We start from the raw sequence: 14,723 nt of genomic DNA, 5'->3' as shown, positions 1-14,723 counted from the left end.
CCGACACCCCACCGTCACCACCCAAGGAGAACCACACCGTGACTGAAATCGTCTACGACAACGACGCCGACCTGTCGATCATCCAGGGCAAGAAGGTCGCCGTCATCGGCTACGGCTCGCAGGGCCACGCCCACGCGCTGAACCTCCGCGACTCGGGCGTCGAGGTCGTCGTCGGCCTCAAGGAGGGCTCGAAGAGCCGCGCCAAGGCCGAGGAGGCCGGCTTCACGGTGCAGACGCCCGCCGAGGCCTCGGCCTGGGGCGACGTCATCGTGATCCTCGCGCCCGACCAGGTGCAGCGTCACGTGTACGCCGACGACATCGCGCCTAACCTCGCCGACGGCAAGGCGCTCGTCTTCGGCCACGGTTTCAACATCCGGTTCGGCTACATCGAGGCGCCCGAGGGCGTCGACGTGGTCCTCGTCGCCCCCAAGGGCCCCGGCCACACCGTCCGTCGCGAGTTCGAGGCCGGCCGCGGCGTGCCCGTCATCGTCGCCGTCGAGAAGGACGCCTCCGGCGCCGCGTGGGATCTCGCCTGGTCGTACTCCAAGGGCATCGGCGGCCTGCGTGCCGGCGGCATCAAGACCACCTTCACCGAAGAGACCGAGACCGACCTCTTCGGCGAGCAGGCCGTGCTCTGCGGCGGGACCTCGCAGCTGATCCAGTACGGCTTCGAGACCCTGACCGAGGCCGGCTACCAGCCGCAGATCGCCTACTTCGAGGTGCTGCACGAGCTCAAGCTGATCGTCGACCTGATCTGGGAGGGCGGCCTGGCCAAACAGCGCTGGAGCGTCTCCGACACGGCCGAGTACGGCGACTACGTCTCGGGCCCCCGCGTCATCACCCCCGACGTCAAGGACAACATGAAGGCCGTGCTCGCCGACATCCAGTCGGGCGCCTTCGCGAAGCGCTTCATCGAGGACCAGGACGCCGGCGCGCCCGAGTTCAAGGAGCTCCGCAAGAAGGGCGAGGAGCACCCGATCGAGGCCACCGGCCAAGAGCTGCGTGCCCTGTTCGCCTGGAAGCAGCAGGACTCCGACTACGTCGACGGCAGCGCTGCGCGCTGACCTCGACGCAGCACCGGAACCACCCGAGAGGGCCCCGCACCACCCGGTGCGGGGCCCTCTCGCCGTCCGCCGGCGCGGTGACGTCGTGGCATGATCTATGGCATGGCTCACAGCAAGAAGGCCGTGCACTTCGGCGCCGGCAACATCGGTCGGGGCTTCGTCGCCCAGTTCCTCCACGCGAGTGGTTACGAGGTCGTCTTCGCCGACGTGAACGACGACCTGATCGGGGCGCTGCAGTCGCAGTCGTCGTTCGAGGTGCACGAGGTCGGTGAAGACAGCCGTACGACCGTCGTCGACGGTTATCGCGCCATCAACAGCCGCACCGACGAGGCGGCCCTCGTCGCCGAGATCGCGACCGCCGACGTCGTGACCACCGCGGTCGGTGCCCGCATCCTGCCGTTCGTCGCGCCGGTCATCGCCAAGGGGCTGGCCCAGCGGTCCGCCGATCGGGCGCCGCTCTCCGTCATCGCGTGCGAGAACGCCATCAACGCCACCGACTCGCTGGCGGCCGCGGTGCGCGAGCACGATCCGGCCGAGAACGCCGTCTTCGCGAACTGTGCCATCGACCGGATCGTGCCCGAGCAGGCCGGGGGCACGCTCGACGTCACCATCGAGTCGTTCTTCGAATGGGTCGTCGAGAGCACGCCGTTCGGCGAGCACCGCCCCGACATCGAGGGCGTCACCTGGGTCGCCGACCTCGAGCCCTTCATCGAGCGCAAGCTCTTCACGGTCAACACCGCCCACGCCGCGGCCGCCTACCACGGGTTCCGCAAGGGGCTCACGAGCATCCGTGAGGCCCTGGACGACGCCGAGGTCATGGCCGAGGTCCGCGGCGTCCTCGCCGAGACGAAGGGCCTGCTCGTGGCCAAACACGAGCTCGACGCCGACGAGCAGCAGTCCTACATCGAGAAGAACCTCGTCCGCATCGCCAACCCGCACCTCCCCGACACGACCGAACGCGTCGGCCGCAACCCCCTCCGCAAGCTCAGCCGCCACGAGCGGTTCGTCGGCCCCGCGGCCCAGGCCGCCGAGCGTGGGCTGCCCTACGACGCACTCGTCCGCGCCGTGCGTGCCGCCCTCGACTTCTCCGTGCCCGACGACGTCGAGAGCGTCGAGCTGCAGTCGCTGCTGAGCTCGGGCCTCGCCGCCGACGAGCTGACGCGCACGCTGACGGGCGTCCAGGACGACCACCCGCTGTTCCCCGCGTTGCTCGCGGCGGTCTCGTCCAAGCTCACCGCATGACGCCAGCCGACCCGCGGGTGCCGACCGGCGGCGACGCCGACGACGCCCTGACCTGGGGTGACGAGGCCGACAGCAGCCACGTCGAGGGGCCTGCGCCGACGGGTCGTCCGCGTCGTGCCCGGCGGTCGGACGGTGCAGGCGATGAGCCCGTCGACGAGTCCGACGACCCGGACGAAGAAGACGAGGACGACGTCGACGACGGCCCCGCGGTGATGAGTTCGGCGTCGCTCGTGGTCCACGGCGTCCTCGGCGGCGTGTTCCTCCTCTGGGCCGCGGGCTGGATCGTCGCCGTCGGCGACTTCACCAACCCGTTCACCGATGCGATCTCGTCGCTCATGTGGAACCTCGGCGAACTGTTCGCCGTGGTGGCCCCGATCGCGTGGTTCGTGGCCGTCATCGTCCTCGTCCCCGTCGATCGCACGGGCCGTCGCCTCGCGTGGATGGCCCTCGGCGCGCTCCTCGTGGCCCCCTGGCCCCTCGTGACGGGAGGCTCCGCATGAACGACCACGGCCACGAGCACGAGCACGAGCACGACCACGAGCACGACCACGGCCACGAGCACGACGCCGTCTCGGTGACGGCAGGCGACGCGAGCGAACCGGGCCGCGCCTCCATCTTCTTCTACCTCGCCGTGGCGATCGTCTTCGCCGTCTTCTTCGCCTTCGACCTGTTCGAAGCCATCTCGAACCTCGTGCTCGTGCCGCAGGTCTTCACGCAGAACAACGAGTTCTACCGTGAGAACGGCCTCGACGGTCTGGTGGTCTCACCCCCGTGGGTGCCGCTGATCGTGGGTGTCGTCGTGCCGCCTCTGGCCTTCGTCGCGGCGATCGTGGTGGGGCGCCGTCGTGAACTGTGGAAGTTCACGCTGGCGCTGTTCGCGGCCCTGGGTCTCGTGGCGGCCGTGTCGCTGACCCTGACGGCCTACGTCACGACCGTCTGAGCGAGCCCAGGAGGCGCGGGTCGCGTCCGTGACGCCGCCCGCCGGGGACGTCGTCATGCGGACGTAACGATCCGCGCGAGTCGATAGAGTCGTCATCAGCCGCGCCCACGGCGCGTCGCGGCCCCTCACCGAACATCACCCAGAGAAGGACGTCCGCCCCGTGGCCAAGCCCGTCGTGTTGATCGCAGAAGAACTGTCACCCGCAACCGTCGACGCCCTCGGGCCCGACTTCGACGTGCGATCGGTGGACGGCACCGACCGCCCCGCACTGCTGGCCGCCCTGGCCGACGCCGACGCGATCCTCGTGCGGTCGGCGACGCAGGTCGACGCCGAGGCCATCGCCGCCGCCCCGTCGCTCAAGGTCGTCGCGCGCGCCGGCGTCGGGCTCGACAACGTGGACATCAAGGCGGCCACCACGGCCGGTGTCATGGTCGTCAACGCACCGACGTCGAACATCATCTCCGCCGCCGAGCTGACCGTCGGTCACATCCTCAGCCTCGCGCGTCACATCCCGGCAGCGCACTCCGCCCTGGCCCAGGGGCAGTGGAAGCGGTCGAAGTACACGGGCGTCGAACTCTACGAGAAGACGGTCGGCATCGTCGGCCTCGGCCGCATCGGCGCCCTCATCACGGCGCGCCTGCAGGCCTTCGGCGTGAACGTCGTCGCCTACGACCCCTACGTCACGCCGGCCCGCGCCCAGCAGCTCGGGGTCACGCTGCTGTCGCTCGACGAGCTGCTCGCCACGAGCGACTTCGTGACGATCCACATGCCCAAGACCCCCGAGACGACCGGCATGATCGGCCTCGAGCAGATGAAGGCGATGAAGAAGTCGGCCTTCGTCGTCAACGTGGCACGCGGCGGCCTCATCGACGAGGACGGCCTGTACGAGGCCCTGACCACCGGCGAGATCGCCGGTGCCGGACTCGACGTGTTCGTGAAGGAGCCCCCGGTCGACCAGAAGCTGCTGGGTCTCGAGAACGTCGTGGTGACCCCGCACCTCGGTGCCTCGACGGACGAGGCGCAGGAGAAGGCCGGCGTCTCGGTGGCCCGCTCGGTGCGGCTCGCACTCGGCGGCGAGCTCGTCCCCGACGCGGTCAACGTGGCCGGCGGCGTCATCGACCCCTACGTGCGACCCGGCATCCCCCTGGTCGAGAAGATCGGTCAGGTGTTCTCCGGCCTCGCCGACAGCCCGTTGACGAGCGTCGACGTCGAGGTGCGCGGCGACCTGGTCGAGTACGACGTCAGCGTGTTGAAGCTGGCGGCCCTGAAGGGCATCTTCACGAACATCGTCAGCGAGTCGGTGAGCTACGTGAACGCGCCGTTGCTGGCCGAGCAGCGCGGCATCACCGTTCGTCTGCTCACCGACCCGACCAGCGACGAGTACCGCAACGTCATCACCCTGCGCGGCTCGCTCAGCGACGGCTCGCAGATCTCGGTCTCGGGCACCCTGACCGGCACGAAGCAGGTCGAGAAGATCGTCGAGATCAACGGCTACGACGTCGAGGTCCCCCTGGCGGCGCACCACCTCGTGATGGTCTACACCGATCGCCCCGGCATCGTGGCGGTCTACGGTCGCGAGTTCGGTGACGCCGGCATCAACATCGCGGGCATGCAGATCGCCCGCCAGAGCGCCGGTGGCCAGGCGCTGAGCGTCCTGACCATCGACAGCCCCGCGCCCGACGAGCTCGTCGAGAAGGTGCGCGTGGCCATCGACGCCAAGACGCTGCGCGAGATCGACGTCACGCTGTAGTCACGGCGGCCGTCGACGAACCGCCCCTCATCCGGTCAGGCCGGAGGGGGGCGGTTCGTCGTCGGGGGAGTGCCCGTCGCGGGTGGGGCTAGAGCTCGATCGACTCGTGCGCCTCGAGCTTCACGGCGTCGCCACCGATCGACTGCGCGGACGCCTTCATGCGGTCGAAGTGCATGGCGAGCCCGGGGCCGGAGAGGGTCTGCTCGTGGGTGGGGAAGGCCAGTCGGGGCGCGACCGCCGCGACGTAGTCGATCACCTCGGCCACCTTGAGCCAGGGCGCCCCGACGGGCGTCGCGAGGACGTCGACCGGCACCGGCGGGACCGTGAACTGGTCACCCGGGTAGAACAGCGATCCGTCGACGAGCACGCCGACGTTGTCGACGACCGGGATGCTCTCGTGGATGACCGCGTGGCACGAGCCGTGGAACGCCAGCGTGAAGGGGCCGACCTCGACCGTGTCTCCGTCGCCGACCACGTGCACGTCGAAGCCCTCGGCGGCCGTGGCCACACCCGCGGGGCCGTAGACCGTCGCGCCGGGGTTCGTGGCGAGCAGGTGGGTCAGCTGGTCGGGCGTCCAGTGGTCGGCGTGCTCGTGGGTGACCACGACGGCGTCGACGTCATGCAGGTCGATGAGGGGAGCCGTGAACGACCCGGGGTCGACGACGAGCTTGCGCCCGTCCTTCTCGAGGATCAGGCAGGCGTGTTCGAGCTTCGTGAGGCGCATGACAGCGACTGTACGCGCGTCGGGCGGGTCGATCTCGACGCGCCGGTGCCTCGATTTGTGACGGGCTCGCGCGGTGTGGCATACTCGACGAGTTGCAAATACGGCCCCATCGTATAGCGGCCTAGTACGTCGCCCTCTCACGGCGGTAACACGGGTTCGAATCCCGTTGGGGTCACCAGCACCGAAAGAAACCGCCAGGCTCTCGCCTGGCGGTTTCTTAGTTTCCTGTACCTGGTCCGGCACGGCACGGCACGGCACGGTCCGACTCGGCCCGGCCCGGCCCAGCGCAAGACCGGACGACATGACGAGAGACCGCCGGGCGATCGCCAGGCGGTCTCTCGTGCTGCGACGGGGTCAGCCCTTCGTGGCGCCGGCCAGCAGGCCGCGGACGAAGAACCGCTGCAGGGCGAAGAACACGATGAGCGGCACGATGATCGAGATGAACGCCCCGGCCGTGAGCAGCTCCCACGACTGGCCGTACGACCCCGAGAGGTCCTGCAGCGCCTTCGTGATCGGCAAGCCCTGGCCCGAGGTGAAGACCGTGGCCACGAGGAGGTCGTTCCAGACCCACAAGAACTGGAAGATGCCGAACGAGGCGATCGCGGGCATCGACAGCGGCAGCACGATGCGGAAGAACACCTGCCCGTGACCGGCGCCGTCCATGCGGGCGGCCTCGATCACCTCGGCCGGGATCTCCGAGATGAAGTTGTGCAGCATGAAGATGGCCAGCGGCAGGGCGAAGATCGTGTGGGCGATCCAGACCTTCGCAAACGAGCCGTCGAGACCGTTCACCCCGAGCCCCGGCAGGATGTACAGACCGCCGATGCGCAGACCGTCCGAGAACAGGCGCAGCAGCGGCACGAGAGCCATCTGGATCGGGACGATCTGCAGGGCGAACACCAGCACGAACATCGTGTTGCGTCCCTTGAAGTCGATCCAGGCGAACGCGTACGCCGCGAGACTGGCGATCGTGATCGGGATCAGCGCCGCCGGCAACGTGATCACCAGCGAGTTCAGGAACGCCTTCCCGAGCGTGAGGCTGTCGCCCGAGTTGAGGGCGTTCGCGTAGTTGTCGAGAGTGAACCCCGGGTTGGCGAAGACGGTCCACCATCCGGTCGTCTTGATGTCGTTCGCGGGCCGGAACGACGAGATGAAGAGCCCGGCCGTGGGCAGAGTCCAGATCACGGCGATGATCAACGCGGCGATGGTGGCGCCGCGGCTGGTCGTGCCCTTCTTCAGCTTGCCGCTCGAGGTCTCGATCTTCGCGATTCCTCGCTTGAGCTGCCTCTCGGTGCCCGAGCCGACGGCGACTCCGACGGGGGTGGGTGTGGCAGTCATCGGATCTCCCTCTGCTTCTGGATCTGGCGGGCGTTGTAGATGACGATCGGCAGCACGAGCACGAAGAGGATGACCGCCAGTGCCGAGCTGTAGCCGGTACGGCTGCCGAGCTGGAACTGCCGGACCATCTCGAACGCGAGGATCGTCGTGTCGTTGCGTCCGCCGGTCATGGCCGAGACGATGTCGTAGACCTTGAGCGAGGCGATCGAGATGGTCGTCAGCACGACGATGATGGTCGTTCGGATGCCGGGGACGGTGATGTGCCGGAACGCCTGGAACCCGTTGGTGCCGTCGAGCGACGCCGCCTCGAGTTGCTCGGCGGGGACGCCCTTGATCGCTGCCGACAGCACCGTCATGGCGAATCCGGCCTGGGTCCAGATCAGCACGATCACGAGCAGCAGCGTGTTCCACGGTTCGAGCCCCAGCCAGTCGACGGGCTGGCCGCCGAAGGCGACGAGGATGCCGTTGAGCAGGCCGATCTGTTCTCCCTGGCGGATGTCGTAGAAGAACTTGAAGATGATCGAGGCGCCGACGAACGAGATGGCCATCGGCATGAACACGAGCAGCTTGAGGAACTTCTCGCCCCGGCTCTTGTCGATGAAGACGGCGTAGGCGAGGCCGATCGCGGTCGCCGTGATCGGTGCGAGCAGCACCCAGACGAGGGTGTTGCCGAAGGCGGTCAGGCCGTCGGGGCTCGTGAACACCCAGACGAAGTTGTCGAGCCCGGCGAAGCCCGATCCGTCGTTCTTCATGAAGGCCTGGCCGGCGGTCGTGATGGTCGGGTAGATCAGGCCGATGACGAGGAAGAACACGGCCGGGGTCATGAAGGCGATCAGCTGCAGCGAGTAGCCGGCACCGCGTTTCGAGCGGTAGTCGAGCAGGAACAGTCCGCCTCCCAGGACGGCCGCGACGGCGGCGACCCAGATGACCGAGTTGTAGAGGCCGAACGCCAGCAGCACGACGACCGGGACGCCCACGCAGACGGCCAGTCGGATGATCGTGTACTGCGTGCCTCGGCGGGGGGCGAACTCGACGAAGACGAGCACCACGGCCACGAGGGCGGTGAAGGCGATGAGGATCAAGGGGATCTGCGCCAGGGGCGGGATTCCCGCCAGCCACTGGAAGAAACTGGACATCTCTGTCCTTTCACGTTCGGGTCCGAGCAGGACGCGGCCCGTCGCCGCCGCCGCTCGGAGCGGCGAGCGGGGCGGCGAGCGGGCGCGGGGTCAGGGGCCACCGACGTGCGGTGGCCCCTGTGGCGCGGGTGTTACGAGGTGTAGCCGGCCTGGATCTCGTCGAGCACCGTGTCGGTGTCGGTGCCGTCGATCCAGTCGACCATGCCCTTCCAGAAGCTGTCGGAGCCGACCGACTTGGGCATCAGGTCGGAACCGTCGAAGCGGAAGGTGGTGTCGGTGCCCTGCAGGATCTCGACGGCGCCCTTCAGCAGGTCGCTACCGGCGTTCTCGGGGTCGAGTCCCTTGTTGGCCGAGATGACTCCGCCGAGCGAGACGCGGCTGTTCGCCCAGTCGGCGCTGGCGAGGTAGGCCTGCACCTTGGCGGTGTCGTCGTCGTTCGAGAACGCCGCGACGAACTCGCCACCGCCGGTGACGGCTGCGGGGTCGCCTTCCTTCATGGGCGGGGTGAGGAAGGCCCAGACGTCGCCGTCCTCGGCGACCGTCGCCGGCTGTCCGCTGGCGTTGTTCGCCGCCGTCAGGAAGCCCTCGAAGAACGAGGCCTGGTGGGTCAGGGCGCAGCTGCCGTTCGCCACGTTGGTCGCGACGTCTCCGAAGGCCGTCGAGTTGATCGACTTCACGTCGCCGTAGCCGGCGTTGACGAGGGTCGGGTCGAGCAGGATGTCGCCGACCGAGTCGAACGCGGCCTTGATCTCGGGGTCGGTGAACTCGGTGTCTCCCGCGACCCACGAGTCGTAGGCGTCGGGTCCGGCCTCGCGCAGGACGAGGTCCTCGACCCAGTCGGTGCCGGGCCAGCCGCTGGCCTCGCCCGAGTTGAAGCCGGCGCACCACGACGGGCCGCCGGTCTTCTCCTGGATGGTCTTGGACAGGGCGACGAGTTCGTCGTAGGTCTTCGGGACCTCGACGCCCCACTCCTCGAACTTGGCGGGGGAGTACCAGACGTAGCCCTTGACGCTCGCCATCAACGGGGCCCCGTACTGCTTGCCGTCGACCTGACCGTACTTCTGCCAGTCCTCGGACCAGCCCTCCTTTACGTTGGCCAGGGCGTCGGCGGGCAGCTCCTGTACCTTGCCCGAGGCGACCGTGTCGGCCAGCAGGCCGGGCTGGGGGAAGATCGCGAGATCGGGGGTGTCGCCACCCTGCACCTTGATGCCGATCTGCTTCTCGAACTCCTTGTCGCCCGTGTACTTGATCTCGATGTCGTTGGCCTTCTCCCAGTCGGCCCACGACTGCTCGAGCAGGGTCGCCTCGTCGCCGTTGATCGTGCCGTAGACGTTGACCACGCCGTCGGCGGTTCCGACGTCACCGGCACCCGCGCCTCCGGCGTTCGGGTCGTTGGGGTCGGCCGTGCCGGAGCATCCGGCCAACAGGAAGCTCGACGCCGCCAGGATGGCCAGGGGGCCCGTGAAGCGGCGGTGCAGGGATGCTCGCATTGGTGTCTCCTCATTGAGTCGCAAGAACGGACGGCCCGTGCTGTCGGGGTGATCGTCCGCCGCACGTCGTCGTCGACGCGCGTCGACGATGAGTGTCACATACTCGCAGGAGGCGCGCAACCGCGTCTGCTAGCGAGTCCGTTCCGACGGGGCGGCGGCCGACGTGCCCCGCACGACGAGACGGGGGGCGACGAGGACGTGGGGGGCGTCGTGGCGTCGACCCTCGATGCGGTCGACGAGGTCGTCGACCGCGGCGGCGGCGATGTCGGCTCCGGGAGGGTTGACGGTCGTGAGCGGCGGCGAGGTCATCTCGGCGGCGAGGTCGCCGATGCTCAGCGCGACGACCGTGAGGTCGTCCGGGATGGACCGGCCTGCCGCCGCCGCGGCCTGCACGAAGCCGGCGAGGGCCATCTCGTTGAACGCCAGCACGGCCGTGGGGCGGGCCGTCGAGGCGGCGAACGCGTCGAAGGCCCGGCGGCCGCCCGGGACGGAGTCGGTGGCGGCATGCGTCTCGAGCGACAGGCCCCGCTCGTCGGCCGGGCCGCGCAACGCCCTCGTCGTGCGGTCGAGCGGACCCGACCCGCGCTCGGGGGCCCGGATGCTCTGACCGAGGAAGAACACGCGTCGGTGGCCGAGGTCGGCGAGGTGGTCGACGGCCTGTCGGGCCAGCGAGTCGTAGTCGGCGTCGACGAACCAGAGTCCCTCGACGTCGTCGGGGCGACCGATGTTCGTGAACGGCAGGCGCGACCGCGACAGCACGGCGACGCGGTCGTCGCGCGCGGTGAGCTCCATGAGGATCACGCCGTCGACGAGGCCTTCGCTGACGAGGCTGCCGAGTCCTTCGACGTCGTCGATGGGGTTCGACCACAGCAGCAGGTGGTAGCCGCGCTCTCTCGCCCGGTCGGTGGCCGCCGCCACGTACTCGAACTCGGACGACGTGACGCCGCGGCGTCCGTAGGGGTAGTGCAGGGCGAGGATGCCGCCCCGTGCTCCGGCGAGACCCCGGGCGAACGCGTTGGGGGTGTAGTTCAGCTCGGCCATCGCCGCCTCGACCCGGCGGCGGGTGGCGGCGGAGATGGTCCGTCGCCCGCTGATGGCGTACGACACGGTGCTCGACGAGACGCCTGCCAGACGCGCCACGTCGTCACGGGTTGCCGGCATACTCGTCCACCTCGTCGTCGATCGTGTGCACAGCATACGAGCGACGGCCCCGTGGTCCGCGCGGCCGGCCGGTCCGTCAGAGGCGGGCTAGGTGGGCCACACCGGTCGGAACTGCACGCTGATTCGCGGGCCGACGGCCTTCTTGGTCTTGGCGATGGCGTGCTCGTGGGTCCGCTGGCAGCTGCCGCCCATCACCAGGAGGTCGCCGTGGCCGAGCGGGAACCGCCGGGTCGTGCCGGTCGATCGGGACCGCACCGCGAGCGTGCGCGGTGCCCCGAGCGAGAGGATGCCCACCATCGTGTCGCGGTCGATCGTGCGCCCCACGTGGTCGCCGTGCCAGGCGATGCTGTCGTCGCCCGTCCGGTAGAAACACAGCCCCGCCCGGTCGAAGCGCTGCTCGACGGGGGCGCCACGTTCGAGCGCGTAGTACGCGTTGAGGTCGTCTCGAGCCTGGGCGAGCACGGGGTCCGGGAGTGCGTCGCCCACGTCGTAGGACGACACGAGCCGGGGCACCTCGACGACGCGGTCGTACATCTGGCGGCGGTCGGCTCGCCACGGCACGTCGGTCACGAGACGTTCGAAGAGGGCGTCGGAGTTCGACGCCCAGCCCGGGACGACGTCAAGCCAGGCGCCCTCGCCGAGGTCGAGGTGGTCGACGCGCGCGCCGAGTGGCGCGAGGTCGGGGCCGTCGGACAGGCCGTCGAGCAGCGAGGCGGTGAAGGGGAGGCTCGTGCCGACACCCTACGCCCGATTCGAACACGCGTTCGAACGAGCGGCCGAGGCGTCACCCTCCGGACGAGCCCGCCGGGACCGCGACGCGCTCGGGGGAGACCAGCACCCGCGCGACCCCCTCGACGTCCACGTCCACCAGCCGCCCCGCCCAGGCGTAGACCTGCAGCTCCGCGGCGTGCTCCCAGAGGGCGCGCCCGCTCGAGAGGTCGAACGCGACGAGGGTCGACCGCCCACCCGAGGTGCCGTAGGCCAGGGCGTAGCCGACCGTCCGTCCCGCCGCCGCGAGGACGGCTCCGTCGGGCAGCGACAGGCGGGCGCCGGCCGAGCCGCTGGAGCCGTCGAGCGCACGGACCACCACGGGCCCCGGGCCCGCGGCGGTCGCCGTCGCGAAGACGCGGTCGTCGGTCTGGCCGGGCAGGCCGTCGACGGCGGACGAGCTCGACGCCGGGTCGGTCCACCGCACGTCTCCCGTCGCGAGGTCGAGGCAGGTCACCGTCTGCGCGCGCACGTCGGTTACGGCGAGACAGGAACGTGTCACCGAGTAGCCGCCCCGGACGTCCCGGTCCGAGCTCCAGAGGCGCTCGCCGTCGGCGGTCAACGCGACGAAGCCGGCGTCGCCTCGTCCCGTGGCCGCGCCTCCTCGGGGGGCGTAGACGACGTCGTCGTGGACGACGTAGCCGATGAGACGGTCGAGCCGTGCCGCCCAGGGGCGCTCGGTACCGGTGGCGAGGTCGACCTGGACCGAGCCGTCGGCCCGCGCGACGACCAACCGGTCGCTCAGCGCGAGGGCGACGCCCGTGGTCGAGGCGGGTCCGCTCCACGTCACGCGGTCGAGGTCACGGGCGTCGCGCAGGTCGTAGCGGTAGACGCCGCCGACGCCCTGCTGTCGACCGGTCACCACGACGGCCCCCACGGTCTGGAACTGGTCCCCGTCACCCGCCGAACCGGTCTCGACCACCTCGACGGGTCGCCCGGTCTCGACGGACAACGTCATCAGCACCTGCTCGCCGTCGACCGACGCCCGGACGAGCACGAGTCCCGCCTCGTGCACCGCCGTCACGGACGAGACGAGTGCCGGGCCGGTCAGGCCGAGCCCGGCGAGGTCGTCGGCGACGTCGTGCACCCAGCGGAAGGTGCCGCGGTCGACGTCGAGCGCTCCGATGCGCGTGCCGACCCCCTGGGTCGGGGTGGCGCAGTCGCCGTCGTTGGCGAATCCGTAGGTCCAGGCCCCGGCCGCGCTCACGAGTGCGAGCCCCTGCGCGACGGGCGTCGCCCGGTAGCGGAGGCACTCGGCGGGGGCCCCGGGGGCGAGAGCGGCACGGAGGTCGACGCGCCACCCGGTGGTGCCGGGTTCCTGCCGGAGGTCGTCGACGGCGATGCCCTGCCACGGCGGGTCCGACCCGTACTCGGGCTGCGTCGGCGCGACCAGCACCGTGGTCGCCAGCGTCGCCAGGACCACGGCGGCGTAGGCCACGGCGAGACGACGCCCCGCCCTCACGACGTCGCCCCGACGCGGGCGGTGTCCACGAGTCGTCGGGCGACCCCCTGGTCGTCGATGCGCACGAGATGACCGCCCCAGAACACCACGGTGCCCGAGGACGAGGTCGCCCACAGCGGCCGACCGTCGTCCAGGTCGAGGGCCGCGACCTCCCGCCCCGACGAGCGACCGTCCTCCGTCTGCAGGTAGAGCACCGACCGGCCCGCCGCCGCGAGGTCGTCGAGCAGCCCCACGGACGAGCTGAAGCGGGTGTGCCCGTCGGCGCCGTCGAGGGCGAGCAGGCGCGACCCGCCCGACCGCTGCACGACGACGAAGACGTCGGTCGCGCGCTGACCCGGCACGGCCTCGACCGCGAACGGGGCGCCGAGGTCGGTCCTCCAGCGGACCGAGCCGTCGCGGGGATCGAGGCATTCCGCGGCCGTGTCGCCGTCGGTGACGACGACCACGCAGGACGGCGTGACGGCCAGGCGGCGCCCGGAGGTGGGTCGGCTCCAGACGGCCTCCCCGTCCTCGTCGAGCGCCTCGACGGTGCCGTTGGCCCTGGTCCTCTCGATGCCGAAGGCGACGATGCGGCGCCCGTCCCCGGTCGTCACGGGCGAGCCGACGGGCGGCACGGCGATCTCGTCCGGTGAGGCCGCGAAGGGACGTTCCCGGCCCGTGGCGGCGTCGACGAACACGGTCTCACCGCCCCGTGACACGAGGGCGCCGTCGTTCAGCAGCGCCGGAGAACTGCCCGAGTCGACCCCGCCCTCCCACACCGGGTCGGCCAGACGCGAGGCCTCGACGAGTTGGTACCGATCGCCCGACCCGGCGATGCCCGAGAAGGTGCGCAACTGCAGGGGTCCCCGCGAGTCGACGCTCACGCTCGGCAGGTCGCGTCGGCCGCGGGTCGACTCGACGAGCGAGCCGTCGCGCAGGTCGAGGGCGGCCAGCACGGTCGCCCCCGTCGTCTGCGTCTGCACCAGCACGCGACCGGCCGAGGGGACGACCTGCGTCGCGGGGATGCTCAGGGCGTCGGTGTCGGGGACGTCGCGGGCCAGGTCGTGCACCCAGCGGACCGTGCCCGTGGCCGTCTCGACCAGCCCGACGAGGCTCGTGCTCGCCTCGGACGCGTACGAGCGGCAGGCCGGCGCCCCCAAGGCGTCCCCGAAGTCCAGGTCGACCGAGGTGCCGACCGCCACGAGTCCGTCGACCGCGGGGGAGGTCCAGAAGTTCAGGCAGCGCCGCGGGGCGTCGGGGGCGAGCGTCGCCGCCAGGTCGAGCGTCCAACCGGTCGCGTCCGGCGACCGCCTGAGGTCGTCGACCGCGAGCCCCGTCCACGGACGGCCGTCCCCGTAGTGCGGAGCCACCGAGACCGCCCCGGCGGCCACGAGCGTGGACGCCACCACCAGGGCGCCGAGCACGGCGGCGACGCGACGACCCGGGGAGGCGCGGTGCCAGCGACCGACGACCCGCGCCTCCCCGGGGTGGTCGCGTGCGCGCTCGGGGTGGCTCATGGTCGGCCTCCTCGTCGAGCGCAGCCGTCGTCCGCCCGACGGGTGTCGTCATGCTATTCGGAGCCCTCGTCCCACGCGCTCGCCGCAGCCCCCGGGTGCGCCGGGAATGGCCGCCCTCGGGGCGGGGTTCACCCCACGACCGTCGAGAAACG

General features: G+C 70.6%; 13 protein-coding genes and 1 tRNA gene. 6 read left to right on the top strand and 8 right to left on the bottom strand.

Going from position 1 to position 14,723, the window contains the following annotated elements; translation table 11 throughout:
• Positions 1 to 38 precede the first annotated feature (38 nt).
• The 5 genes from ilvC to serA all read left to right on the top strand — a co-directional run bounded on the left by ilvC (position 39) and on the right by serA (position 4,996).
• Positions 39 to 1,064, top strand: a complete 1,026-nt coding sequence (gene ilvC / locus HQQ78_RS04065; RefSeq protein ID WP_159826233.1) for a ketol-acid reductoisomerase — start codon at positions 39 to 41, stop codon at positions 1,062 to 1,064.
• 102 nt (positions 1,065 to 1,166) lie between these two features.
• Entirely contained in the window at positions 1,167 to 2,306 is a 1,140-nt protein-coding gene (locus HQQ78_RS04060) for a mannitol-1-phosphate 5-dehydrogenase (RefSeq protein WP_123570815.1), read from the top strand.
• Entirely contained in the window at positions 2,303 to 2,806 is a 504-nt protein-coding gene (locus HQQ78_RS04055) for a hypothetical protein (protein ID WP_173151124.1), read from the top strand. The genes HQQ78_RS04060 and HQQ78_RS04055 overlap by 4 nt, the downstream gene beginning before the upstream one ends.
• Positions 2,803 to 3,246, top strand: coding sequence for a hypothetical protein (locus HQQ78_RS04050; RefSeq protein ID WP_173151122.1), 444 nt, complete (start codon positions 2,803 to 2,805; stop codon positions 3,244 to 3,246). The genes HQQ78_RS04055 and HQQ78_RS04050 overlap by 4 nt, the downstream gene beginning before the upstream one ends.
• Positions 3,247 to 3,406: 160 nt before the next feature.
• The gene (serA, locus tag HQQ78_RS04045) at positions 3,407 to 4,996 is read left to right on the top strand and encodes a phosphoglycerate dehydrogenase (protein WP_056046242.1); all 1,590 of its coding nucleotides are present in this window, start codon (positions 3,407 to 3,409) and stop codon (positions 4,994 to 4,996) included.
• 88 nt (positions 4,997 to 5,084) lie between these two features.
• On the opposite strand, the gene HQQ78_RS04040 is transcribed toward serA, so the two are convergent.
• The gene (locus tag HQQ78_RS04040; protein WP_173151120.1) at positions 5,085 to 5,720 is read right to left on the bottom strand and encodes an MBL fold metallo-hydrolase; all 636 of its coding nucleotides are present in this window, start codon (positions 5,718 to 5,720) and stop codon (positions 5,085 to 5,087) included.
• 102 nt (positions 5,721 to 5,822) lie between these two features.
• On the opposite strand from HQQ78_RS04040, the gene HQQ78_RS04035 reads away from it, so the two are divergent.
• Positions 5,823 to 5,898 (top strand) — tRNA-Glu (locus tag HQQ78_RS04035).
• Positions 5,899 to 6,074: 176 nt separating this feature from the next.
• Here the strand turns inward: HQQ78_RS04035 and HQQ78_RS04030 are convergent.
• The 7 genes from HQQ78_RS04030 to HQQ78_RS04000 all read right to left on the bottom strand — a co-directional run bounded on the left by HQQ78_RS04030 (position 6,075) and on the right by HQQ78_RS04000 (position 14,571).
• Positions 6,075 to 7,058 (bottom strand): carbohydrate ABC transporter permease, encoded by a 984-nt coding sequence (locus HQQ78_RS04030; protein WP_173151118.1) that lies wholly within the window; start codon positions 7,056 to 7,058, stop codon positions 6,075 to 6,077.
• A complete protein-coding gene (locus HQQ78_RS04025) occupies positions 7,055 to 8,194 on the bottom strand; it encodes a carbohydrate ABC transporter permease (RefSeq protein ID WP_173151116.1) in 1,140 nt (379 codons plus the stop codon). Before HQQ78_RS04025 ends, HQQ78_RS04030 begins: the two co-directional genes overlap by 4 nt.
• A 131-nt stretch (positions 8,195 to 8,325) precedes the next feature.
• Positions 8,326 to 9,684, bottom strand: coding sequence for an ABC transporter substrate-binding protein (locus HQQ78_RS04020; RefSeq protein ID WP_056046236.1), 1,359 nt, complete (start codon positions 9,682 to 9,684; stop codon positions 8,326 to 8,328).
• Positions 9,685 to 9,813: 129 nt separating this feature from the next.
• Positions 9,814 to 10,845, bottom strand: a complete 1,032-nt coding sequence (locus HQQ78_RS04015; RefSeq protein WP_173151114.1) for a LacI family DNA-binding transcriptional regulator — start codon at positions 10,843 to 10,845, stop codon at positions 9,814 to 9,816.
• Positions 10,846 to 10,932: 87 nt separating this feature from the next.
• Positions 10,933 to 11,415 (bottom strand): alpha-ketoglutarate-dependent dioxygenase AlkB, encoded by a 483-nt coding sequence (locus HQQ78_RS04010; RefSeq protein ID WP_371740343.1) that lies wholly within the window; start codon positions 11,413 to 11,415, stop codon positions 10,933 to 10,935.
• Positions 11,416 to 11,629: 214 nt separating this feature from the next.
• Positions 11,630 to 13,075, bottom strand: a complete 1,446-nt coding sequence (locus HQQ78_RS04005; protein WP_173151112.1) for a PQQ-binding-like beta-propeller repeat protein — start codon at positions 13,073 to 13,075, stop codon at positions 11,630 to 11,632.
• Positions 13,072 to 14,571, bottom strand: coding sequence for a PQQ-binding-like beta-propeller repeat protein (locus tag HQQ78_RS04000; protein ID WP_173151111.1), 1,500 nt, complete (start codon positions 14,569 to 14,571; stop codon positions 13,072 to 13,074). Before HQQ78_RS04000 ends, HQQ78_RS04005 begins: the two co-directional genes overlap by 4 nt.
• Positions 14,572 to 14,723: the final 152 nt, after the last annotated feature.

The organism is Frigoribacterium sp. VKM Ac-2859 (genome assembly GCF_013204925.1).
Lineage (GTDB): Bacteria > Actinomycetota > Actinomycetes > Actinomycetales > Microbacteriaceae > Frigoribacterium.
The sequence above is the reverse complement of the archived record's forward strand: the minus strand, read 5'-3'. Positions and strand labels throughout refer to the sequence as shown.